The sequence below is a fragment of the Sphaerotilus uruguayifluvii genome (assembly GCF_013294065.1).
Lineage (GTDB): Bacteria > Pseudomonadota > Gammaproteobacteria > Burkholderiales > Burkholderiaceae_C > Sphaerotilus > Sphaerotilus uruguayifluvii.
Map to the genome: position 1 here is coordinate 233144 of NZ_JABSNM010000001.1, position 21472 is coordinate 254615.

At 72.7% G+C, this 21472-nt stretch carries 18 protein-coding genes and 1 riboswitch; of the genes, 6 read left to right on the forward strand and 12 right to left on the reverse strand.

The genetic code is table 11. The features are described from left to right. Positions 1-30: 30 nt before the first annotated feature. From dalD to xylB, 3 genes are read left to right on the forward strand one after another with little or no spacing between them, the layout of a single operon-like run. Positions 31-1443, forward strand: a complete 1413-nt coding sequence (gene dalD, locus HNQ01_RS01030) for a D-arabinitol 4-dehydrogenase (RefSeq protein ID WP_173803454.1) — start codon at positions 31-33, stop codon at positions 1441-1443. A gap of 17 nt (positions 1444-1460) precedes the next feature. After that, positions 1461-2396, forward strand: a complete 936-nt coding sequence (locus HNQ01_RS01035; RefSeq protein ID WP_173803455.1) for an AraC family transcriptional regulator — start codon at positions 1461-1463, stop codon at positions 2394-2396. A 35-nt stretch (positions 2397-2431) separates the two neighbouring features. Continuing rightward, positions 2432-3898, forward strand: coding sequence for a xylulokinase (gene xylB, locus HNQ01_RS01040; RefSeq protein WP_173803456.1), 1467 nt, complete (start codon positions 2432-2434; stop codon positions 3896-3898). Here xylB and HNQ01_RS01045 read toward each other — a convergent pair whose 3' ends face one another. The 10 genes from HNQ01_RS01045 to HNQ01_RS01090 form a co-directional block, all read right to left on the reverse strand. Then, on the reverse strand, positions 3899-4480 hold the full coding sequence (locus HNQ01_RS01045) for a hypothetical protein (protein ID WP_173803457.1): 582 nt from the start codon (positions 4478-4480) through the stop codon (positions 3899-3901). 176 nt (positions 4481-4656) lie between these two features. After that, positions 4657-6807, reverse strand: coding sequence for a S8/S53 family peptidase (locus tag HNQ01_RS01050; RefSeq protein ID WP_173803458.1), 2151 nt, complete (start codon positions 6805-6807; stop codon positions 4657-4659). A gap of 1 nt (position 6808) precedes the next feature. Next, positions 6809-8011 (reverse strand): phosphatase PAP2 family protein, encoded by a 1203-nt coding sequence (locus tag HNQ01_RS01055; protein ID WP_217427357.1) that lies wholly within the window; start codon positions 8009-8011, stop codon positions 6809-6811. 74 nt (positions 8012-8085) lie between these two features. Then, complete coding sequence (locus tag HNQ01_RS01060; RefSeq protein ID WP_173803460.1) at positions 8086-9951, reverse strand: adenylate/guanylate cyclase domain-containing protein; 1866 nt, start codon at positions 9949-9951, stop codon at positions 8086-8088. Positions 9952-10151: 200 nt separating this feature from the next. Continuing rightward, positions 10152-10847 carry a DUF484 family protein gene (locus HNQ01_RS01065; RefSeq protein WP_173803461.1) on the reverse strand — a complete coding sequence of 232 codons (696 nt, stop codon included), beginning with the start codon at positions 10845-10847 and terminating at the stop codon, positions 10152-10154. 113 nt (positions 10848-10960) lie between these two features. After that, a complete protein-coding gene (gene dapF, locus HNQ01_RS01070; protein ID WP_173803462.1) occupies positions 10961-11836 on the reverse strand; it encodes a diaminopimelate epimerase in 876 nt (291 codons plus the stop codon). Between the two features lie 12 nt (positions 11837-11848). Further along, entirely contained in the window at positions 11849-12274 is a 426-nt protein-coding gene (gene hepT / locus HNQ01_RS01075; RefSeq protein ID WP_173803463.1) for a type VII toxin-antitoxin system HepT family RNase toxin, read from the reverse strand. Next, positions 12264-12668: a type VII toxin-antitoxin system MntA family adenylyltransferase antitoxin gene (mntA, locus tag HNQ01_RS01080; RefSeq protein WP_217427358.1), complete on the reverse strand. Its 405-nt coding sequence runs from the start codon at positions 12666-12668 to the stop codon at positions 12264-12266. The genes hepT and mntA overlap by 11 nt, the downstream gene beginning before the upstream one ends. Then, complete coding sequence (locus HNQ01_RS01085; RefSeq protein WP_173803464.1) at positions 12668-13564, reverse strand: LpxL/LpxP family acyltransferase; 897 nt, start codon at positions 13562-13564, stop codon at positions 12668-12670. The genes mntA and HNQ01_RS01085 overlap by 1 nt, the downstream gene beginning before the upstream one ends. Further along, positions 13561-14472: a lysophospholipid acyltransferase family protein gene (locus HNQ01_RS01090; protein ID WP_473964404.1), complete on the reverse strand. Its 912-nt coding sequence runs from the start codon at positions 14470-14472 to the stop codon at positions 13561-13563. Before HNQ01_RS01090 ends, HNQ01_RS01085 begins: the two co-directional genes overlap by 4 nt. A gap of 207 nt (positions 14473-14679) precedes the next feature. Between HNQ01_RS01090 and metK the strand changes: the two genes are divergently transcribed. After that, positions 14680-15861, forward strand: a complete 1182-nt coding sequence (gene metK / locus HNQ01_RS01095; protein ID WP_173803466.1) for a methionine adenosyltransferase — start codon at positions 14680-14682, stop codon at positions 15859-15861. A gap of 105 nt (positions 15862-15966) precedes the next feature. On the opposite strand, the gene HNQ01_RS01100 is transcribed toward metK, so the two are convergent. Beyond that, entirely contained in the window at positions 15967-17040 is a 1074-nt protein-coding gene (locus HNQ01_RS01100) for a ProQ/FINO family protein (protein ID WP_173803467.1), read from the reverse strand. 65 nt (positions 17041-17105) lie between these two features. Next, complete coding sequence (purT, locus tag HNQ01_RS01105) at positions 17106-18308, reverse strand: formate-dependent phosphoribosylglycinamide formyltransferase (RefSeq protein WP_173803468.1); 1203 nt, start codon at positions 18306-18308, stop codon at positions 17106-17108. A gap of 137 nt (positions 18309-18445) precedes the next feature. On the opposite strand from purT, the gene ppk2 reads away from it, so the two are divergent. Both ppk2 and ahcY read left to right on the forward strand, forming a co-directional pair. Beyond that, a complete protein-coding gene (gene ppk2 / locus HNQ01_RS01110) occupies positions 18446-19708 on the forward strand; it encodes a polyphosphate kinase 2 (RefSeq protein WP_217427359.1) in 1263 nt (420 codons plus the stop codon). 77 nt (positions 19709-19785) lie between these two features. Beyond that, a riboswitch (S-adenosyl-L-homocysteine riboswitch) is annotated at positions 19786-19872 on the forward strand. Positions 19873-20022: 150 nt separating this feature from the next. Next, positions 20023-21456 (forward strand): adenosylhomocysteinase, encoded by a 1434-nt coding sequence (gene ahcY / locus HNQ01_RS01115; RefSeq protein WP_173803469.1) that lies wholly within the window; start codon positions 20023-20025, stop codon positions 21454-21456. The last annotated feature ends 16 nt before the right edge of the window (positions 21457-21472 follow it).

Below are 21472 nucleotides of genomic sequence, written 5' to 3' on the forward strand. Positions count from 1 at the left end.
AGAACACCCCTTCCGACAAGACGCCCCACCATGAACGTCATCCTGCACCTCGGCCTGGGCTCGTTCCACCGGGCCCACCTGGCTGTCTACCTGCACGAGCTCATCCAGAGCGGCGACACCGGCTGGCAACTGGCCGGCGGCAACACCCGGCCCGACATGGCCGAGACGATCGCCGCGCTGGCCGCGCAGGGCGGCGCCTACACGCTGGAGACCATCTCGCCGGCCGGCGAGCACCGCTACACGCGCATCACCTCGATCCGCCAGGTCATCCCGTACACGCCCGACCTGGCCGGCCTGATCGCGCAAGGCGCGAGCAGCGACACGAAGATCATCTCCTTCACCGTCACCGAGGCCGGCTACTACCTCGACGCGCAGAACCGGCTCGACCTGGCCACCTTCGCCGACCTGCGCGCCGACCTCGACGCGGCGCGCGCCGGCCAGCCCGGCTCGACGATCTACGGCGCGCTGACCGCCCTGCTGCGCGCGCGCATGAAGAGCGGCGCGGGCCCGGTCACGCTGCTCAACTGCGACAACCTGCGCCACAACGGCGACCGCTCGCGCGGCGGCCTGCTGCAGTTCATCGAACTCGTCGGCGACGCCGCGCTGCTGGCCTGGGTGCAGACGAACACCACCAGCCCGAACGCGATGGTCGACCGCATCACGCCGCGCCCGACGCCCGACGTGCGCGAGCGCGTGCTGGCCGCCACCGGCGTGGACGACCCGGCCGCGCTGATGGGCGAGAGCTTCATCCAGTGGGTCATCGAAGACCGCTTCATCGCCGGCCGCCCGGCCTGGGAGACGGTCGGCGTCGAGATGGTGCAGTCGGTCGATGCCTATGAGGAGGCCAAGATCCGCCTGCTCAACGCGACGCACTCGTGCATCGCCTGGGCCGGCACGCTGGTGGGCTACCTCTACATCCACGAGGGCACGCACGATCCGGCGATCCGCCAGATGGCCTTCGACTACGTCACCGACGACACCATCCCGGTGCTCGACACGCCCGAGAAGCCCTGTCCGCTGAACCTGCCGCAGTACCGCGACGTGGTGCTCGACCGCTTCGGCAACCCCGCCATCCGCGACACCAACCAGCGCGTGGCGATGGACGGCTTCAGCAAGATCCCCGGCTTCATCGCGCCGACCATCCGCGAGCGCCTGGCCGCCGGCGCCACCATCGACAGCGTGGCGATGCTGCCGGCGCTCTTCCTGGCCTATCTGCAGGTCTGGCATCGCGGCGGCATTCCCTACACCTACCAGGACCAGGCGATGGACCCGGCGGTCGCGCACGCGATCTGCGACGCCGCCGACCCGGTGGCGGCCTTCTGCGCCGACGCGCCGCTGTGGGGCGAGCTGGCGGGCGACGCGCGGCTGGTGGACGCGGTGCGCCGCGCCAGCGCGCGGGTGACGGCCTTCGTCGCCGCGCATCCCGGCGCCGGCGCGCGCTGAGGCCCGGAGGCGCCTCGATGCCCGCCCGGCCGCGTTCGGTGCCGCGCCAGCTCAAGCCCGAGCTGGAGCATGACTACGCCCGCTCGCCCGACCTGGGCTACGAATCGCCGCAGGAGGTCGGCTTCATCCGCTGCCTCTCGCACGGCTTCCCGACGCCGCTGGCGCGCTGGCACTACCACGACGAGTACGAGCTGCACCTGATCACCAGCACCTCGGGCAAGGCCTTCGTCGGCGACTGGATCGGGCAGTTCCAGCCCGGCCATCTGGTGCTGACCGGCCCGCGGCTGCCGCACAACTGGCTGTCGACCGATCTGCCCGAGGGCGGCGTCGCGCTGCGCGACATGGTCATCCAGTTCTCGCACGACCCGCTGGTGCGCGCGGCCGAGCTGATCCCGGAGCTGGCCGAGGTGCTGCCGCTGCTCGAGCGCGCGCGCCACGGCATCGAGTTCTTCGGCCAGGGCGAGCGCGCGCAGCAGCACTGGCAGAAGGTCAAGGAGACCCGCGGCGCACGCCGCTTCGCCGCCTTCTGCGACTTTCTCGCCGAGCTGGCCGCCTGCACCGACTACCGGCTGCTGTCGAACGTGCAGATGCAGAGCATCGACGACGACGACTCGCTCGACCAGATCGACGCGGTGGTCAGCCGCATCACCGACAACCTCGGCCAGGCCTTCTCCGCCGCCGACATCGCCACCGAGCTGGGCATGAGCGAGAGCCGCTTCAGCCGCTTCTTCCGCCGCGCCACCGGCAACACCTTCACCGACTTCGTCAACCGCGTCCGCATCAACCGCGCCTGCCAGCTGCTGATGGAATCGGACCGGCTGATCACGCACATCTGCTTCGAGGTCGGCTTCAACAACGTCGCGAACTTCAACCGGCGCTTCCTCGAGATCAAGGGGCTGACGCCGAGCGAGTTCCGCAAGCAGGCCGACAACCGCTTCGGCGGCGCGGCCTGAGCGCCCGCCCGGGCCTTTCCGCAGGACCTTTTCCCATGTACCTCGGCATCGATCTCGGCACCTCCGAGCTCAAGCTGGTGCTGCTCGACCGGCAGCACCGCCTCGTGGCCAGCGTCGGCGAGCGGCTGACCGTGCAGCGCCCCGCGCCCCTGCACAGCGAGCAGTCGCCCGCCGACTGGTGGGACGCGATGACGCGCGCGATGGCACGGCTGCAGGCCGGGCAGGCCGCCGCGCTGGCGCAGGTGCGCGCGATCGGCCTGTCGGGCCAGATGCACGGCGCGGTGCTGATGGATGCCGCCGGCGAGGTGCTGCGCCCGGCCATCCTCTGGAACGACGGCCGCAGCGGCGCCGAATGCGCCGAGCTGGAGGCCGCCTGCCCGAGCCTGCACGCGATCGCCGGCAACCTGGCCATGCCCGGCTTCACCGCGCCGAAGCTGCTGTGGGTGCGTCGGCACGAGCCGGAGGTCTTCGCGAAGACCGCCACCGTGCTGCTGCCCAAGGACTGGCTGCGCTTCATGCTGACGGGCGAGCGTGTCGGCGAGATGAGCGACGCCGCCGGCACCCTGTGGCTGGACGTGGCCGAGCGGCGCTGGTCGCCCGAGGTGCTGGCCGCCTGCGGCCTGACCGAGGCGCAGATGCCGCGGCTGGTCGAGGGCAGCGAGGCGTCCGGCACGCTCCGGCCCGAGCTGGCCGCACGCTGGGGCCTGCCGGCCGGCGTGATCGTCGCCGGCGGCGGCGGCGACAACGCCGCCAGCGCGGTCGGCATCGGCGCGGTGCGGCCGGGCGAGGGCTTCGTCTCGCTGGGCACCTCGGGCGTGATCTTCCTGACCAGCGACCGCTTCCGCCCCAACCCGGCCAGCGCGATGCACGCCTTCTGCCACGCGCTGCCCGGCACCTGGCACCAGATGAGCGTGATGCTCAGCGCCGCCAACGGCCTGAGCTGGGTGACGCGGCTGGTGGGTGCCGCCAGCGAGGGCGCGCTGCTCGAGCAGGTGGCGCGGCTGAGCCCGGAGCAGCGCGAGCGCGCGCCGCTCTTCCTGCCCTACCTGAACGGCGAGCGCACGCCGCACAACAACCCGCACGCGCAGGGCAGCTTCTTCGGACTGACCAACGAGCACGACGCCGCCGCGCTGGGCTGGTCGGTGATCGAGGGCGTGACCTTCGGCCTGCTCGATGGCTGGTACGCGCTGGGCGTGCAGCCCGGCGAGGTGGCCCACCTCACGCTGGTGGGGGGTGGCGCGCGCTCGGGCCTGTGGGCGCAGCTGCTGGCCGACGCGATCGGCGTGCCGATGGTCACCCGCCACGGCGGCGAGGCCGGCGGCGCGCTGGGCGCGGCGCGCCTGGCCTGGCTGGCCGACGGCGGCACGCTCGACGAGGTCTGCCCCGCGCCCGAGATCGCCGCGACCTTCCAGCCCGATCCGGCCGAGACCGCGCGGCTGGCCGCACGCCATGCGCGCTTCAGGGCGCTGTACCGGGCGGTGGCGGGGCTGTTTCCGGTGTGATCACCTCGCGGCCGGCCTGGCCTGCGGGCGGCCGTCCGGCAGCGCGATGCCACGGCGGCGCATCAGGTCGCCGATCAGGCCTTCGACATCGCCGTCGCCGCTGGCGCGGCGCAGCTGCAGGCGGCCGTCGCCGTCGACCTGCGCGGCCGCGCAGCGCATGAAATGCAGCGTGCCGCCGAAGCGCTGGGGCAGGTCCTGCTCCTCGAGCCAGGCGTTCTGCACCCGGTAGGCCAGGCGCTCGTCGTCGAGCGCGCTGGCGCAGTCGGCCTCGGTGCGCGCGGACCGCGGGCGCGCGGCCTGCAGCACATGCACCAGCTCGTGCAGCACGAAGGAGCGGTCGACCGGCTGCGCACGCCAGTCGAGCTGGTCGCTCAGCAGCACCCGGCCGCCGGCGGCGTCATGCCAGGCGACCAGCGGCGCGCAGTCGCGCGGATGGCCGGGACAGGCCTGCTCGCGCAGGTCCGCCCGCGGCAGCTCGAGCAGGGGCGGCAGCGCCTGCCCGGCCGGCGGCGCCGGCAGTCCGGACAGCCGCACCGCGGCGGCCAGCAGCGTCTGCACCAGCACGGCGTCGGTCGGCGACATCGGCGTTCTCCACGAGGGTTATCCACAGCCTGTCCTGTGGATAACCATGGTCGCACTCCCCCTGTGCCCTTGTGGAGAACGCGGTCTTGCCGGTTCGCCATTGCGGGGTGCGGCGTCCTTGAAGGCGACTTTTCCACAGGCGGGGCTGTGGAAAAGTCGGTCTTCGGGCCGTGCGATCAGCGTGCGGCCGGGTCGCCGCGGCGCCGGGCCGAGCGCATCGCGAGCTCCGCATCGGCGCCGATGATGGTGCGCGGCGTGCCGACGATGTCGGCGCAGGCGCCCATCGGCGAGGGCAGGGCGTGGCCCATCCAGGCCGCGGCGATCTGGCGCACCCACTGCGGCGCGGCCATGCTGGTGCCGCTGAGCGCGACGCGGCTGCCGCTGCGCGTGCCGCTGGCCAGCACGCCGGGCAGCGCCGGCGAGTCCTCGGTCAGCGCCAGAGGCCGGGCCATGCGCTGTGGCAGCAGCTCGCCGGCCGAGCCGACGCTGCTGTAGGGTGCCGGCGTGAACGCGCCTCCGGGCAGGCGCAGCGCACCGCCGATCACCCGCACCGCATGTCCGGTGGCCATCGCGTTGATGGTGCCGCTGCGGCGCACCGCGCTGAGCGGCCGGCCGTTGGCGTCGCGCTCGTCGTCGAGCAGAGGACGGCCGAGGTCGTCATGCTGGCGGTAGCCGCTGTCCTGCAGCCACGAGGGCCGGCCGCGGGTGGCGCGGCCGAAGGCGCTGTCGTCGCGCTGCACGTCCACGCGCACCGGCAGCACCGGGCCGGCGAGCAGCTCCAGCCGCAGGTGCCAGCGCCCCGAGGGGGCCGGCTCCGGCCAGTCGACGTCGGCCGCGGTCGGTCCGATCGCCAGCAGCACCAGCAGCGCACGGCCGTGCGCGTGTGCGCCCTCCGGATGCACCCCGACCAGCGCGATCGCCTCGCCGTGGCGGCGCAGCACCCGCGTCGCCGGCGGCGCGTTCGGGTCGATCTCGAGCACGAGCGCGTCGGCGCGCGCATGCGAGGGCGGCTGCAGCGTCAGGCGCAGCCGGGTGTCGCCTGAGCTGGCCGGCACGCGCAGCTCGGCGAAGTTCGAGGTGCCGTCGTCGGGCTGCACATGCCAGTCCAGCGCCAGCGGCAGCGCACGGTCGAGCCGCGCGTGCGCATGCAGCCGCTCGAGCCGGCTGTTGCCCTCGGGCAGCACCACCTCGAAGGGCGCGACCGCGCGGCGCAGCCCGATCAGCTCGTCGAGCGCGCTCTCGAACAGCGAGCTGCCGTCGCGCGGCCCGGCGGTGTCGCCGAAGCTGAGGTTGATGACCACCGGCGGCGGTGGCAGATGCGTCTGCGCCTGCGCGCAGGCCTGGTCGGCGCGGTCGAGCACGTAGTGCAGCGCATCGACGATGAAGACCTTCGACGCGGCGCAGGAGGTGTCGGCGATGGCCGCCGGCGGCAGCTGCACCGCCACCAGCGCCGGCATCGCCGCGGCCAGCTCGGGCTCGGCGCCGCCGGCCAGGTCGATCACATGCGTGCCGTGGGTCGCGTGCCGGCGCGCCTCGTGGTAGCCGAGCAGCTCGGCGGCGCAGTCCTCGTCGAGCATGGCGTCCGGCCCGGCGCCGGCCAGCGCGGCGTCGATCTCGGCCGGCTCGATCAGGCGGCCCAGGCCCCAGCGCGCGTCGATCGGCGAGGGCGTGGCGCCCTGGTCCCACAGGCCCAGCAGCCGGGTGCGGCGTCGGCCCTGCGCGTCGACGCGGCACAGCCGCCGGTTCGCGAAGGCGATGCCGTCGTCGATGACGCCGACGACGCAGCGCGGGGCCGGCAGCGCCGGTGCGGCGGCCGGCGTGGCCATCGGCGCGGTCGCCGGTGCGGCGGGGCGGGCGGGCTCCCAGTCGGCCGGATCGGCGGCGAAGCCGAGCTCGAAGCGCTCGATCGCGTCGCGCAGCGCCAGCGCGGCCTGGCCCAGCGCGGCCGGACCGTCGCGCAGCGCCTGCGGCAGCGGCGCGCCGCCAAGCCAGCCGACCAGCCCGGTCTCGAGCTGCAGCGTCAGGTGGCGCAGGCCTGCCAGCCACGCCGGACGGCGGCGGTAGCGCGAGGGCACCCGCAGCCAGTCCGGCGACAGCGGCGCGAGCCGCGCCAGCCAGTCGTCCAGCCCGGTGCCCGGGCGCAGCGCCACCAGCAGCCAGTGCCGGCGCGCCGGCGCGGTCAGCGGGCGCAGCCGGTGCGTCTCGCGCCAGCCGGTCTCGCGCACCCAGTCGAGCCAGGCGTCGGGCGCCGGCCGCCGGTCGCCCGGCTCCGGGGCCGGCCCGGGCAGCGCCTGCCAGACGGCGGCATCCTGGTGTCCGTCGTCCATGTCAGTTGCACTCCGTGGTCTCGTCGCCGGTGGCCCATTCGGCGCGCGCGCGTGTCCACAGCCAGCCCAGCAGCGCCGACGCCGGCGGCGTCGCGGTGCTGCCCAGCGTCAGGCCGCGGGTGTTGGCGTCGACGCGGTCCAGGCGCGGGCCGACGAAGTTCTCCTCCAGGTAGTCCTGCGCGTCGAAGCGGCGGTACTGCACCGCATGCCCGGCGACGCAGCGCCCGACCAGGTACTCGGCCAGGCCGGTGCCCAGGATCTGGCCGGCGCGGCTGTCCATCGGGAAATGCACGCCGGCGACGGTGCGGTTGATCGCGATGCGCGCGGCCTGGCGCAGCAGCATGTCGCCGACCGGCGACAGCGGGCCGTGGTGCGACACCGCCATCAGCACCCGCGCGACGCAGTGCGCCTCGGTCGAGTGGCCGCTGGGGAAGGCGCTGTGCGAGGGCGTCTGGATCGGCGGCTGCACCAGCGGCGAGTACTGCACCGGCCGCGGCACCGCCAGCGCATGCTTGATGCGCATCTCGACGGCGATCGCCAGCCGGATCGCCACGCCCATCAGCGCCAGCGTCGCCGGCGTGCGGTCGCGGTGCAGCCCGGCGATCGCGGTCCAGCCGCTGACCAGCTGCGGGATCTGCGCGAGGATCTCGGAATAGCGGTCGGCCCGCAGGTCGGCGTGCGCGATGACCTGCTCGACCTGCGCGCCCATCGTCGTGGCCAGCGCATCGCGCGGGCGCAGCAGCGAGACGATCGAATGCAGCCGGCCGTTGCCTTCGCGCCAGCCGACGGAGAAGCCCCGTTCGCCCTCCGGCGTCCAGTCCAGGCCGTGCATCGCCTCGGCATCGAGCACCGCGTCGCGCACCCACGGCTCCCAGCCGCCGAGCGGGCCGCTCGCGTCGACCGGGCACATGCGCAGGTCGGCCAGCGAGGCGCGCACGTCGCCGCCGATCAGGCCGTCGCGGTTGGTCAGCGCGGCCGCGGCATCGAGCGGACTGTCGACGAAGCGGGCTGCGCCGCCTGCGCCCCCGGCGCCCCCGGCGCCGCCCGCCCCCCCGGCGCCACCCGCACCCCCTGCGCCGCCGGCTCCGCCTGCACCCCCGGCCCCTCCGGCCCCTCCGGCCCCTCCGGCCCCTCCGGCTCCGCCTGCGCCACCGGCGCCACCGGCTCCACCCAGCATGCTTTCCAGCACATGTCGACGCTTCATCATCATTCTTCTCTCTCCCGGTTCACGAACTCGTGAAGTTGAAAATGGCGTGCGGGGTGGCGCTGTCCTGTGCGCTATCCCGGCGGCACGCCGGCAGCCGCCAGCGCGTCGCACCAGATGTCGCCGGTCGGATGGCCGGTGCTGGGCGAGCGCCTGCGGTAGCTGGAGATCGTCAGGCTGGGCTCGAGCCGCATCAGCTCCGAGCAGGTGGCCCGTGCCTCGTCGAGGCGACCCAGGCAGGCCTGGGCGATCGTGATCACGCGCAGCGTCGAGGTGTGCTGGCGGTTGAGCTGCAGCGAGCGGCGCGCGCGCCGGATCGCCAGCTCGTGCTGGCCGGCCGACAGCGCCGCGGTCGCCGACAGCGACTCGAAGAAGTAGCGCATCGGGTCGAGCGGCGAGAGCTCGAGCGCCTGCTCGGCCGCCTCGGTCGCCGCCTGGCCCTCGCCGCGGAAGGCATGGCTGGTGCCCAGCAGCAGCCAGGCCAGCGGCTCGTTCTGGTTCTCGTCGAGCGCCTGGCGGTAGCGCAGCATCGCGCCGTCGAGGTCCTTGTGCAGGTTGCTCTGCACGAAGCCGTCCATCGTCAGCGACAGCGACGAGCGCGGATCGAGGTCGAGCGCGCGGCGGGTGCAGTCGCTGGCCTGCAGCGAGTCGCGGTGCAGGTCGTCCGACCAGCCCTGCTGCACGCGCAGCACATGCCACTTCGCCAGCCACGCATGCGGCAGCGGATGGCGCCGGTCGCGCTCGATCAGCGCCTCGAGCATCAGCCGCGCGCGCTCGAAGTCCTCGCGCGAGACGCCGTGCATCAGCGTGATGGCGGCCATCAGCAGGCAGTAGCTCTCCAGCGAGGCCAGCGGCTCGGTGCGCGCGCGCTCGACCTGGCGCGAGGTCAGCGCCTTGCCGACCCGGTGCGACAGGTCGGTGATCATCGGATCGTCGCCGCAGAAGACGCCGCGCATGCTGGCGTTCTTGACCCGGTCCGACCACAGCACGCTCTCGGTGCGGGTCTCGACCAGCTGCAGCGTCAGCGCCAGGCGGTCGCCGTCGGCGTAGAGCCGGCCGGTCAGCACATGGTCGACGCGCAGGTGCTGGCGGATCGCGGCGATGCGGTGCGAGCGGCCCGCGAACGCGGCGGCCGACAGCTGCGAGATGACCTTCAGCGCGCCGTTGCGCGACAGCGAGCAGGTGATCTCGTCGGCCAGCGCCTCGCCCAGGCGCAGCGACAGCGAGTCGCCGCTGAACACCTCGGTCTCGAAGGGCACGACCGCGATCGTCGGCCGCAGCGGCTGCACCGGCCACTGCGCCAGCGGCGCCGGCTCGAGCGCGTGCACGTCGGGCGTGTCGGCCTGGATCAGGAAGGCGCGCACCGGCTGGGCCACATGCTTGAGGATGCAGTCGCCCAGGTCCTCGATCTCGGCGTCGAGCCCGGCGACGATCTGGCTGCGCACGCTCGCCGAGATGACCGTCTGGCCCGCGCCGCCCAGCGAGGCCAGCCGCGCGGCGAGGTTGACGGTGTGGCCGTAGATGTCGATCTCGCCGACGACCACCTCGCCGCTGGTGATGCCCGCGCGCAGCCGGATCGCGCGGGCGGCGGGGCGCCCGGCGTTGAGCGCCTCGACCTCGCGGTGTGCCTGGCGGGCCGCGGCGATCGCGTCGGTGGCGGTGTCGAACTCCAGCAGCATGCCGTCGCCCAGGCTCTTGACCAGCCGGCCGTGGTGCATCGGCAGCACCGTGCCGCGCATCGTCGCGTCGAAGCGCTGCCAGCGCGCGATGACGTCCTCGGGGTCCTCCTGGATCAGCCGCACCGACTCGATGATGTCGATCACGACGACCGAGCGCGCCACCCAGGTCAGCCCGGACAGCACCGAGACGGCGGTGTCCGCTGCGACCGCGGCAGCGGTCGGCGGGGAGTCGGGCAGAGACGGGGCGTCGGTCTGGGGCATGCGCGGGCAGGAGGGGCGCGAGGACCGGACCGCAAGGACCGGTACCTGAGGGTATTTTCGCGGCTCGGCGCTATTCTGCGGGCAAAGCCGTACCCGATCGTGTCGATCCGGCGCCAGGATGACTTATGGCCAGCCCTGGACGGAGGCTTCCGGCAGTTTTTCTCCGTACTCTTCGGTATCGCCGGGCGGGCCGGACGCGATCAGTCCTCGCCGGGCAGCAGCCGGGTGACGGCGGCGCTGGCGAGCTCGCCGATGCGCACCAGGAAATCGGTGCCCATCTCGGGCGCGTAGCGGGTCGGGTCGGGCGAACCCAGCACCAGCAGGCCGAAGGCCGGCGAGGTGGTGCTGCGCCGCAGCGGCAGCAGCGCCAGCGAGGCGACGGTCGCGGGCTGCTGCAGCCACTGCACCGCCTCGAGCGTGGTGTGCGAGCCGCAGTAGGGCGTGGCCAGGCTGGAGGCGAAGCGGCGCATCTCGGCGCCGACGGCCTGGGCCACCGGCTCGGCCGCGAAGGCCGGCGCCACGTCCCACAGCCGGATCGCCGCCTGCGGGATGCGGAACTGCTCCTGCAGGTCGATCACCAGCAGCTCGGGCAGGTCGCGCGGATCGCTCACCAGCATCAGGCCGCGGATCCACTGGTGCAGCCGGTCCGACAGCGCGGCGTTCTCCTGGCCGTGGCGGATCATCTCCATGATGCGGCGCTCGAGGCCGTGGATGCGCTCGCGCAGCATCTCCATCTGTCGCTGCTGGAGCGAGACGGCGCGCTGGCCATGCGGGTTGGCCAGCTCGACATTGGCCAGCAGCTCGGCATGACGCTCGAAGAAACCCGGCGTCTGCACCAGATAGCTGGCGATGTCGTCTTCGGAAAGGGCCTGGAGGCGGCCCTGGATGCTGCTCATGGCGGGTGAGGGTAGCGCAGGCGCGTCCGCCCCACCCGAAGGAAAAGCCGGGTTGAGGCCGTTCATCCGCGCCTTGAATGCGCAAGCCGCGCAGTGCGCAGCACGCCGCGCGCTCAGCGCGCGTCCGGCAGCCGCACCTCGCCGTCGAACACGGTGACCGCCGGGCCGGTCATGCGCACGCTGCTGCCGGGGCCGTCCCACTCGATGGTCAGCTCGCCGCCGCGGGTCTCGACGTCGACGCGCGCGTCCAGCCAGCCCAGGCGGATGCCGGCCACCACCGCCGCGCAGGCGCCGGTGCCGCAGGCCAGCGTCTCGCCGGCGCCGCGCTCGTACACCCGCAGCCGCACCCGGTCGCGCGCCACCACCTGCAGGAAGCCGGCGTTGACCTTGCGCGCAAAGCGCGGATGCGACTCCACCCACGGCCCGACCTGCGCCACCGGCGCGCTGTCGACATCGTCGACGCGCTGCACCGCATGCGGGTTGCCCATCGACACCACCGCGACCTCGACCTGCTCCTGAGGCGCGGCCGGGTTGGCCAGCGGCCACAGCTCGGCGCCGTTCTCCAGCCGCGGCTGCAGCCCGGACGGATCGAAGGGCACGCGCGCGGGCTCGAGAATCGGCTGGTTCATGTCGACGGTGACGCGCCCGTCGGCCTGCATGCGCAGCACGATGCGGTTGTTCATCGTCTCGACGCGCACCTCGTCGCGGTCGCTCAGACCCTTCTCGCGCACGAAGCGCATGAAGCAGCGCGCGCCGTTGCCGCAGTGCTCGACCTCCTCGCCGGTGGCGCCGTTGAAGATGCGGTAGCGGAAGTCGGCGTCCGGCCCCTGCGGGCGCTCGACGACGAGGATCTGGTCGGCGCCGATGCCGAAGCGCCGGTCGCCGACGAAGCGCAGCTGTTCTTCGCTGAGCGCCAGCGGCGCGCGGGTGGCATCGAACACGACGAAGTCGTTGCCGAGGCCGTGCATCTTGGTGAAGGGAAGTCGCATGATGGGCAGGGATTATCCGGCGCTGCCCTCGCGCAGCAGCAGCGCCCGGGTGTAGCGCAGGAAGTCGTCCAGATGCAGCGTGATCACCGCGACGGTGATCGGCAGCTGCAGCGTCTGGTAGTCGTGCACCGCGATGTTGCGGAAGCCCACCATGCGCTTGAGGCCGGCCGCCAGCGCGGGGTCGAGCCAGCCGGCGCGCGCCAGCAGCTCGAACACGTCGCGCGAGCTCTGCGGCACGCCCAGGCGCTCGCGCCGCACCAGGTGCTGCGCCATGTCGATGGCGGCCTCGCAGGCGCGCTGGATGTTCAGGATGGCTGCATCCTGGCGGGTGTAGTCGGTGGCGAAGCTGTCCGGTCCGCGCTCGTATTCCTCGCGCGCCCGCGCCACGCAGCGCTCGATCGTCGCGGCCTTGTTGATCAGCACGTCGTCAGCGGCCATGGATGCGTCCTTCGCGGGCGATGTCCTCGAGCAGCGGGCGGCGCGCCTCGTCGAGCTCGGTCTTGTCGCTGAGCACGGCCGCTTCCCAGAGCGTGGCCTGGCTGTCGAGCGCCCACCAGCGCTGGCCGGTGGTGATGACCTGGTACTGCATGACGGTCGAGGCGGCGCGCAGGTCGATCAGGTCGACCGGGCAGCCGGCCAGATCCGCCAGGTCGCCGGACAGCGACCACAGCTGCAGCACGTCGGCCCGGCCGGCCACCAGCACAGCCAGGTCCAGATCGCTGTCGGCGCCGGCCGTGCCCTGCACCCGGCTGCCGAAGCCGTAGACGGCCAGCAGCGCCGGCAGGTGGCGGCGCAGGTGATCGACCAGGGCGGCGACGGGCAGGGCGTCCATCAGTACAGCCCCGCCTCGCCCTCGGGCCGCGTCTTGAAGCGCTTGTGCACCCACAGGTACTGCTCGGGCAGGCGGCGCACCTCCTGCTCGATCCAGCGGTTCATGCGCGCGGTGTCGGCCACGGCGTCGTCGGTGGGAAAGTCGGTCCAGGGCTCGAGGAAGCGGATGCGCCAGCCCTGGCCGCCGGGCAGCATCTCGCCAACCACCGGCTGCACCACCATGCCCAGCGCGCGCGCCATGCGCGACGGTGCCAGCAGCGTCGCCGCCGGCACGCCGAAGAAGGGCACGAAGGCCGCGTCGCGGGCGCCGAAGTCCATGTCGGGCAGGTTGAAGAAGGCGTCACCCCGCTTGATGGCGCGCATCAGCGCGCGCGCGCCCTCGCTGCGGGCGAAGATCTCGGCGTTGCCGAAGCGCAGCCGGCCGCGGCGCATCGCCGCGTCGAAGACCGGGTTGCTCTGCGCCTGGTAGATCGAGCCGGCGTGGCGGTTCTGGTTCAGCAGGATGCTCACGCCGGTGACGTCCAGCGCCAGGAAGTGCGGCGCCAGCCACATCACCGGGCGCTCGCTGCGCTCGGCCAGCTTCACGTCGCCCTCGACCTGGATCAGCCGCGAGAGCCGCTCGCGCGAGGCATACCAGAGCATGCCGCGCTCGAGAAAGCTGCGGCCCAGCCAGCCGAAGTGCGCGCGGGCAATGGCCTCGCGCTCGGCGGGCGTCTTCTCGGGCAGGCACAGCTCGAGGTTGCGCAGCGCGATGCGCCGGCGCGACGTGCCCAGCCGCCACAGCAGCGCGCCCAGGCCCAGGCCGAGCCGGTGCTGCAGGCCCATCGGCAGCCAGTGCAGCAGCCACAGCAGGCCGAGCACCAGCCGGGCAGCCAGGTTGGAGAGAACAGATTTCATGCGGAAGCGTCGGAAGCAGGCGCGGGCGCGGGGGCCGGCTCCGCCAGCGCGCGCGGCGCCTTGTAGCGGTGATAGCCCCACAGATACTGGCCGGGATTCTGGCGGATCAGCCGCTCCATCGCACGGTTGACGACGCCGGCGCTGCGCACGGCCAGGCGCTCGGCGTCGGGCTCCTCGGTGCTGGCGGGCAGCGCCTCGTTGGGCAGGCTGGCGCGGATGACGAAGCCGCGCCCGCCGGGCAGGCGCTCGCAGGCCAGCAGCAGCCAGTCGGCGCCGGTCTGCTGCACCAGGCGCGCAGCCAGCGTCATCGTGTAGGCCTCGCGGCCGAAGAAGGGCGCCCACGCGCCCAGGCCGTCGGGCGGCACCTGGTCGGGCAGCAGGCCGATGGTGCCGCCCTTGCGCAGCGCGCGGATCATCTGGCGCACGCCGGCCAGCGTCGCCGGCGCCGTCTCCAGGCCGGGGCGATTGCGCGACTGCGCCACCAGGTCGCGCAGCCAGGGCTGGCGCGCCGGGCGGTACAGCGCCGTCATCGCGCGCTGGCCGCCCCAGCGCTCGGCATAGGCCTGCGCGATGATCTCGAAGCAGCCCAGGTGCGGCGTGAGCATCACCAGGCCGCGGCCGCGCGCCAGCGCCGCCTCGACATGCTCGGCGCCCTCCCAGCGCACGATGTCGCCCAGCGGCACCTCGGGCCGGCGGCACCACAGCCACGGCAGCTCGGCCACCATGCGTCCGGCCGAGGCCACCGCGGGCCGCGCCTGCGCCCACGGCAGACCCGCCTGCTCGACATTGGCACGCATCCGGTGCCGGTAGGTCGGCGAGGCACACCAGGTGATCCAGCCCAGCAGCGCGCCGACGCGGTGGAGCAACGGCAGCGGGGCCTTCGAGGCGGCTTTGAACAGGGAGGCGATCACGGGCATAGAATTCGTCACATTCGCCGAGTTAAGGAACAACTTGCGGGGCGACGGATCCGGTCCCCGACCGGGCACGCCACACCGCCGGATCTCGCAAGATTTCCGGCAGAAGTGGAAAAAATGCCGCTAAAGCGTTCGCCGCAGGCTCCTCAACAGCACGGCGACACGCGCCGAAAAGCTTGTTTGGATCACAGGAGTTTATAAGTGGCGAACGATTTCCTCTTCACGTCCGAGTCGGTGTCCGAGGGGCACCCCGACAAGGTGGCCGACCAGATCTCGGACGCGATCCTCGACGCCATCCTGGCGCAGGACCCGCGCTCGCGCGTGGCCGCCGAGACGCTGACCAACACCGGCCTGGTCGTGCTGGCCGGCGAGATCACCACCAACGCGCATGTCGACTACATCCAGGTCGCGCGCGACACGATCAAGCGCATCGGCTACGACAACACCGACTACGGCATCGACCACAAGGGCTGCGCGGTCCTGGTGGCCTACGACAAGCAGTCGAACGACATCGCCCAGGGCGTGGACCACGCCTCCGACGACCACCTGAACACCGGCGCCGGCGACCAGGGCCTGATGTTCGGCTACGCCTGCGACGAGACGCCCGAGCTGATGCCCGCGCCGATCTACTACGCCCACCGCGTGGTCGAGCGCCAGGCCCAGCTGCGCAAGGACGGCCGCCTGCCCTTCCTGCGCCCGGACGCCAAGAGCCAGATCACGATGCGCTACGTGGACGGCAAGCCCCACAGCATCGACACCGTGGTGCTCTCCACCCAGCACAGCCCGGACCAGTCCGAGACGGCCACGAAGATGAAGGCCAGCTTCTACGAGGCCTGCATCGAGGAGATCATCAAGCCGGTGCTGCCCAAGGAATGGCTGCAGGACACCAAGTACCTGATCAACCCGACCGGCCGCTTCGTCATCGGCGGCCCGCAGGGCGACTGCGGCCTGACCGGCCGCAAGATCATCGTCGACACCTACGGCGGCGCCTGCCCGCACGGCGGCGGCGCCTTCTCGGGCAAGGATCCGACGAAGGTGGACCGCTCGGCTGCCTACGCCGCGCGCTACGTCGCCAAGAACATCGTGGCCGCCGGCCTGGCGCGCCAGTGCCAGATCCAGGTGAGCTACGCCATCGGCGTGGCCCGCCCGATCAACATCACGGTCTATACCGAAGGCACCGGCGTGATCCCGGACGCGCAGATCGCCGCGCTGGTGCAGGAGCACTTCGACCTGCGCCCGAAGGGCATCATCCAGATGCTCGACCTGCTGCGCCCGATCTACTCGAAGACCGCCGCCTACGGCCACTTCGGCCGCGAGGAGCCGGAGTTCGCCTGGGAGCGCACCGACAAGGCGCAGCTGCTGCGCGCCGCCGCCGGCCTGTGAAGCGGGCACTGACGCCATGACAGAAGGGGCCGCAGCTGCGGCCCCTTCTTCTTCGTGCTGCGGGTTCAGCGTCGCCCGTCGAGCTCGTGTCGACGGCGGCCGACCTCAGCGGCGCGGCGGCCGGCCGGGGCCGCCAGGGCGGCGCTCGCCCTGCTCCTCGCGCTGGGGCGCGCGGGCCGGGGCCTCGGCGGCCTCGCGGCGCGCCTGCTCGAGCAGCACGTCGAGCTGGTCCTCGGGCACGCCGCGCAGCACGCAGAAGCTCGAGCGCTTGAGCGAGCTGCGCTCGAAGTCGCGCAGCAGCTGGGCGCGCTCGCGGCGCTGCGGATCGTCCTGCACGCGCTCGACCGGAGCCTCCTGGCGCACCGGTGCCGCGGCTGCACGGGCGGCCTCGTCACGCGGCGGCCGTGCGGGCCGGTCCTGACGCTCCGGACGCTCGCCCCGCGGCGGGCGGGGCTGGGCGTCGCGGTCCTGGCGCGGCGGGCGGCTGCCCGGGGCGCGCGGTTCACGAGAATCGCGGGCTTCGCGCGGCGGACGGCCCTCGCCCCGCGGCGGACGCGGTGCACGCGGGGGGCGTGCCTCACGAGGCTCGCGCGGTTCACGTGGCTCGCGGGCCGGCTCGCCCGCGGCGGCCTCGCCCTGCGGGGCGGCGCCGCGGCGCGACTCGCGCTGCTGCTTCGCTTCCTGGGCGCGGCGCTCCTGGTGCAGCGCGCGGCGGCGGTCGAGCTCCTGCTGCGCGACCGTGCGGTGCTCGTCGCTGATGTCGCCGGCGGGCTGGCCGTCGAGGTCGGTGCGGCTGGCGGCCTTGGTCAGCGCGACCAGATAGGCGGTGGTGTTGGTGTGGCGGCGCAGGAAGGCCGACAGCGTCGCGCGGCTGAACACGCCCGGCGCACGCTCCTTGATGTCGGCCTGGATGCGCAGCTTCAGCGGCCGGGCCGGACCGTCGAACAGCGCCGGAAAGCGCTCGCGCAGCTGGCGGGCGCATTCGGCCGGGCTCATGTCCGGAGTCTTGGCCGGGCTCGGTGCGGCCGCGGTCTCCTCGACTGCCGTTTCGGCGGCGATCTCGGGTGCGGCGTCAAGGGCCGGACCGGAGACGGCGGCTACCTCGATCGGCGCGGGGGTCTCGGGAGCCGGAGTGGCGGCGGTGACCTCGGCGTCGGTCGGGATCTCGGGGGTGGACATGGTTCTGGTTGAACGGTGATGGAAACGGAAGACGAGATTGTGGCCCGAGTCGCGACCGGACTCCCTCAGGGGCAGCGCGGACGCACCTTCGAGGCCGCCAGACGGGCCTGTTCGCGGGCCTTCTCCACGTCCTCGTCGCGCACCAGCGCCACGCCCATGCGCCGGCGCTCGAAGCTCTCGGGCTTGCCGAACAGGCGCACCTCGGAGCGCGGCACCCGCAGCGCCTCGTCGACGCCGTCGAAGACCAGCCCCTCGGCCTCGACGCCGCCGTAGATGACCGCGCTGGCGCCGGCCGACTTCAGCGCGGTGTCCACCGGCAGGCCGAGGATGGCGCGCGCGTGCAGCTCGAACTCGTTCTGCCACTGGGTGCACATCGTCACCATGCCGGTGTCGTGCGGGCGCGGGCTGACCTCGCTGAACCACACCTGGTCGCCACGGACGAACAGCTCGACGCCGAACAGGCCCTGGCCGCCGAGGTCGTCGGTGACGGCGCGCGCGATGCGCTGCGCCTCGGCCAGCGCCGCCGGCCGCATCGGGTGCGGCTGCCAGCTCTCGACGTAGTCGCCCTTCACCTGCAGGTGGCCGATCGGGTCGCAGAAGTGCGTCTCGACCTGGCCGTCGGCGCCGAGCGCGCGCACCGTCAGCAGCGTGATCTCGTAGTCGAAGTCGATGAAGCCCTCGACGATGACGCGGCCGTGGCTGACGCGCCCGCCCGCCATCGCGTGGTCCCAGGCCTTGCGCACGTCGTCGGGACCGTCGAGCCGGCTCTGGCCCTTGCCGGAGCTGCTCATCACCGGCTTGACCACGCAGGGATAGCCGATGCCGGCGTCGATCGCCGCCTGCAGCTCCTCGAGCGAGTCGCAGAAGCGGTAGGGGCTGGTCGGCAGGCCGAGCGTCTCGGCGGCGAGGCGGCGGATGCCCTCGCGGTCCATCGTCAGGCGCGCGGCGCGGGCGGTCGGGATGACGCGCACGACGCCCTCGGCCTCGAGCCGCTCCAGCTCCGGCGTGGCGATCGCCTCGATCTCGGGCACCACCAGATCGGGCCGCTCGGCCTCGATCAGCGCGCGCAGCTGCGCCGCGTCGCTCATCGCGATCGTGCGGGCGTGGTGCGCGACCTGCTGACCCGGCGCGTTCTCGTAGCGGTCGACCGCGATCGTCTCGACGCCGAGGCGCTGCAGCGCGATCAGCACTTCCTTGCCGAGCTCGCCGCTGCCGAGCAGCATGACGCGGGTGGCATGGGCGGACAGCGGGGTTCCGATGGGCTTCATCCGGGCTCCTGGCGGTGGGGTGGAGCCGGGATTGTGAAGGCTGGCCGGAAATTGACCCTCCGCAAGGACGGCGCAGCGCGGGATTTTCATGATGCTGTCATCCGCACCCATCTCGAACACCGACCAGGGATCCCGCCATGACCGCTCGCACCCGCTCCCGCGCCTCGAACTCCACCCCGGCCGCCGACCCCGCCGCCGCTGCCGTCGCCCCCGAGGTGGCGAGCGAGCTGCCCGCCGTGGCGGCCGCTGCCGCCGCCGCGCCGCGGCCGCCCCGGCGGCGCAAGGCGGCCGCGCCGGTCGAGATGACCGACAAGTCCGCGCCGATCACCGCGCGCGGGCTCGAGCGCTACGAGGTCCGCGCCGCGACCGAGGCGGCGGTGGCCGCGCGCGAGATGGCGCTGTCGGACGTGATGGCCCGGCGCCAGCGCGGCGAGATCGACGACACCGTCTGGCGCGAGCAGCTGCAGGCGCTGATCGCCGGCTCCTCGCCCGACGATCTGGCGCTGCTGCGCGGCTCGATGGCCGCGCGCCGGCGCCCGGTGCCGACGCCGGGCGTCGACCCCGACACCGAGCTGGCCCCGGGATGGCGCGAGGGCGCCTATCCCTACCGCCACCTGATGTCGCGCAAGGCCTACGAGAAGCAGAAGTACCGGCTGCAGGTCGAGCTGCTGAAGCTGCAGGCCTGGGTCAAGGAGACCGGCGCGCGCGTCGTCATCCTGTTCGAGGGCCGCGACGCCGCCGGCAAGGGCGGCACGATCAAGCGCTTCATGGAGCACCTCAACCCGCGCGGCGCGCGCGTCGTCGCGCTGGAGAAGCCCAGCGAGATCGAGAGCGGCCAGTGGTACTTCCAGCGCTACGTGCAGCACCTGCCGACCCGCGGCGAGATCGTGCTGTTCGACCGCTCCTGGTACAACCGCGCCGGCGTCGAGCGCGTCATGGGCTTCTGCACCGACGCGCAGTACGAGCAGTTCATGCGCGAGGCGCCCGAGTTTGAGCGCAATCTGGTGCGCAACGGCATCTTCCTGTTCAAGTTCTGGTTCTCGGTCAGCCGCGCCGAGCAGCGCCGCCGCTTCAAGGAGCGCGAGACGCACCCGCTCAAGCAGTGGAAGCTCAGCCCGATCGACAAGGCCTCGCTCGACAAGTGGGACGACTACACCCGCGCCAAGGAGGCGATGTTCCTGCACACCGACACGCCGGATGCGCCGTGGACGGTGATCAAGTCGGATTGCAAGAAGCGCGCGCGCCTGAACGCGATGCGCTTCGTGCTGCAGCGCATGCCCTACCGCGCGAAGGATCTGTCGACCATCGGGCCGGTGGATCCGCTGATCGTCGGCCGGCCGGCGCTGGTGGGCAGCGGCCCGGCCGGCGACGACCAGCTCGCCTCGAGCGGCGCGAGCTGATCGCCGGATCACCCGGTCCGCGCCGGGGCTGATCCGCGGCGGCTGGCGCGGCCGGCCGCCGCTACAATCCGGGCCTCGTGTCCGAGGAGCGTTGCAAGGCCGGTCGATTCAGACGACCGCCCCAGGCTCGGACCCCTTCCCACAGGCAACGGCGCTCACCCGTCCGACCGCATCCGACGCGGCCGGGAATCCCGGGGTGAGCTGCGCGCATCGCACGGCAATCGTGCTTCGTGCCGCGCCCGCCGGGCCTTCCTGCCGACGACGACCGCGCGGGCCGGACGGTTCCACTTCTGGAACTTCTGGAGCTTGCTGACATGAACGCTGCCGTCGAATCCGTCTTCCGCGACTTCCACATCGCCGATCTCTCGCTGGCCGACTGGGGCCGCAAGGAGCTGACCATCGCCGAGGGCGAGATGCCCGCGCTGATGGCGATCCGCCGCGAATTCGCCGAGAGCCAGCCGCTCAAGGGCGCGCGCATCACCGGCTCGCTGCACATGACCATCCAGACCGGCGTGCTGGTCGAGACGCTGCAGGCGCTGGGCGCGCAGGTCCGCTGGGCCTCGTGCAACATCTACTCGACCCAGGACCATGCCGCCGCCGCGCTGGTGGCCCGCGGCACGCCGGTCTTCGCCTACAAGGGCGAGACGCTGAAGGACTACTGGGACTACACCCACCGCATCTTCGACTTCGGCCCGGCCGGCACCGAGGGCGAAGGCCCGAACATGATCCTGGACGACGGCGGCGACGCGACGCTGCTGATGCACCTGGGCAAGAAGGCCGAGAAGGATGCGTCGGTCATCGCCAATCCGGGCAGCGAGGAAGAGCGCGAGCTGTTCGCCTCGATCCGGGCCAAGCTGGCGGTCGACCCGACCTGGTACAGCCGCAAGAGCGCGCAGATCCTCGGCGTGACCGAGGAGACCACCACCGGCGTGCACCGCCTGAACGAGATGTCGGCCCGGGGCCAGCTGATGTTCCGCGCGATCAACGTCAACGACTCGGTCACCAAGTCGAAGTTCGACAACCTCTATGGCTGCCGCGAGTCGCTGGTCGACGGCATCAAGCGCGCCACCGACGTGATGATCGCCGGCAAGATCGCCGTGGTCTGCGGCTACGGCGACGTGGGCAAGGGCTCGGCGCAGGCGCTGCGCGCGCTCTCCGCCCAGGTCTGGGTGACCGAGATCGACCCGATCAACGCGCTGCAGGCGGCCATGGAAGGCTACCGCGTCGTGACGATGGAATGGGCGGCCGCACAGGCCGACATCTTCGTGACGACCACCGGCAACCGCGACGTCATCACCTACGAGCACATGGCGGCGATGAAGAACAACGCCATCGTCTGCAACATCGGCCACTTCGACAACGAGATCCAGGTCGCCCGTCTGGAAGAGAAGTGCCGCTTCGAGGAGATCAAGCCGCAGGTCGACCATGTCGTCTTCGAGGACGGCAAGCGCATCATCCTGCTGGCGCGCGGCCGCCTGGTGAACCTGGGCTGCGGCACGGGCCATCCGAGCTACGTGATGTCGTCGAGCTTCGCCAACCAGACGCTGGCGCAGATCGAGCTGTACGCGCACAAGGACGCCTATGACATCGGCAAGGTCTACGTGCTGCCCAAGCACCTCGACGAGAAGGTCGCGCGCCTGCAGCTGACCACGCTGAACGCCCAGCTCACCACGCTGACCGAGGCGCAGGCCGCCTACATCGGCGTGCCGGTGGCCGGCCCCTACAAGCCCGACACCTACCGCTACTGATCGGCCCGGAGCGCTT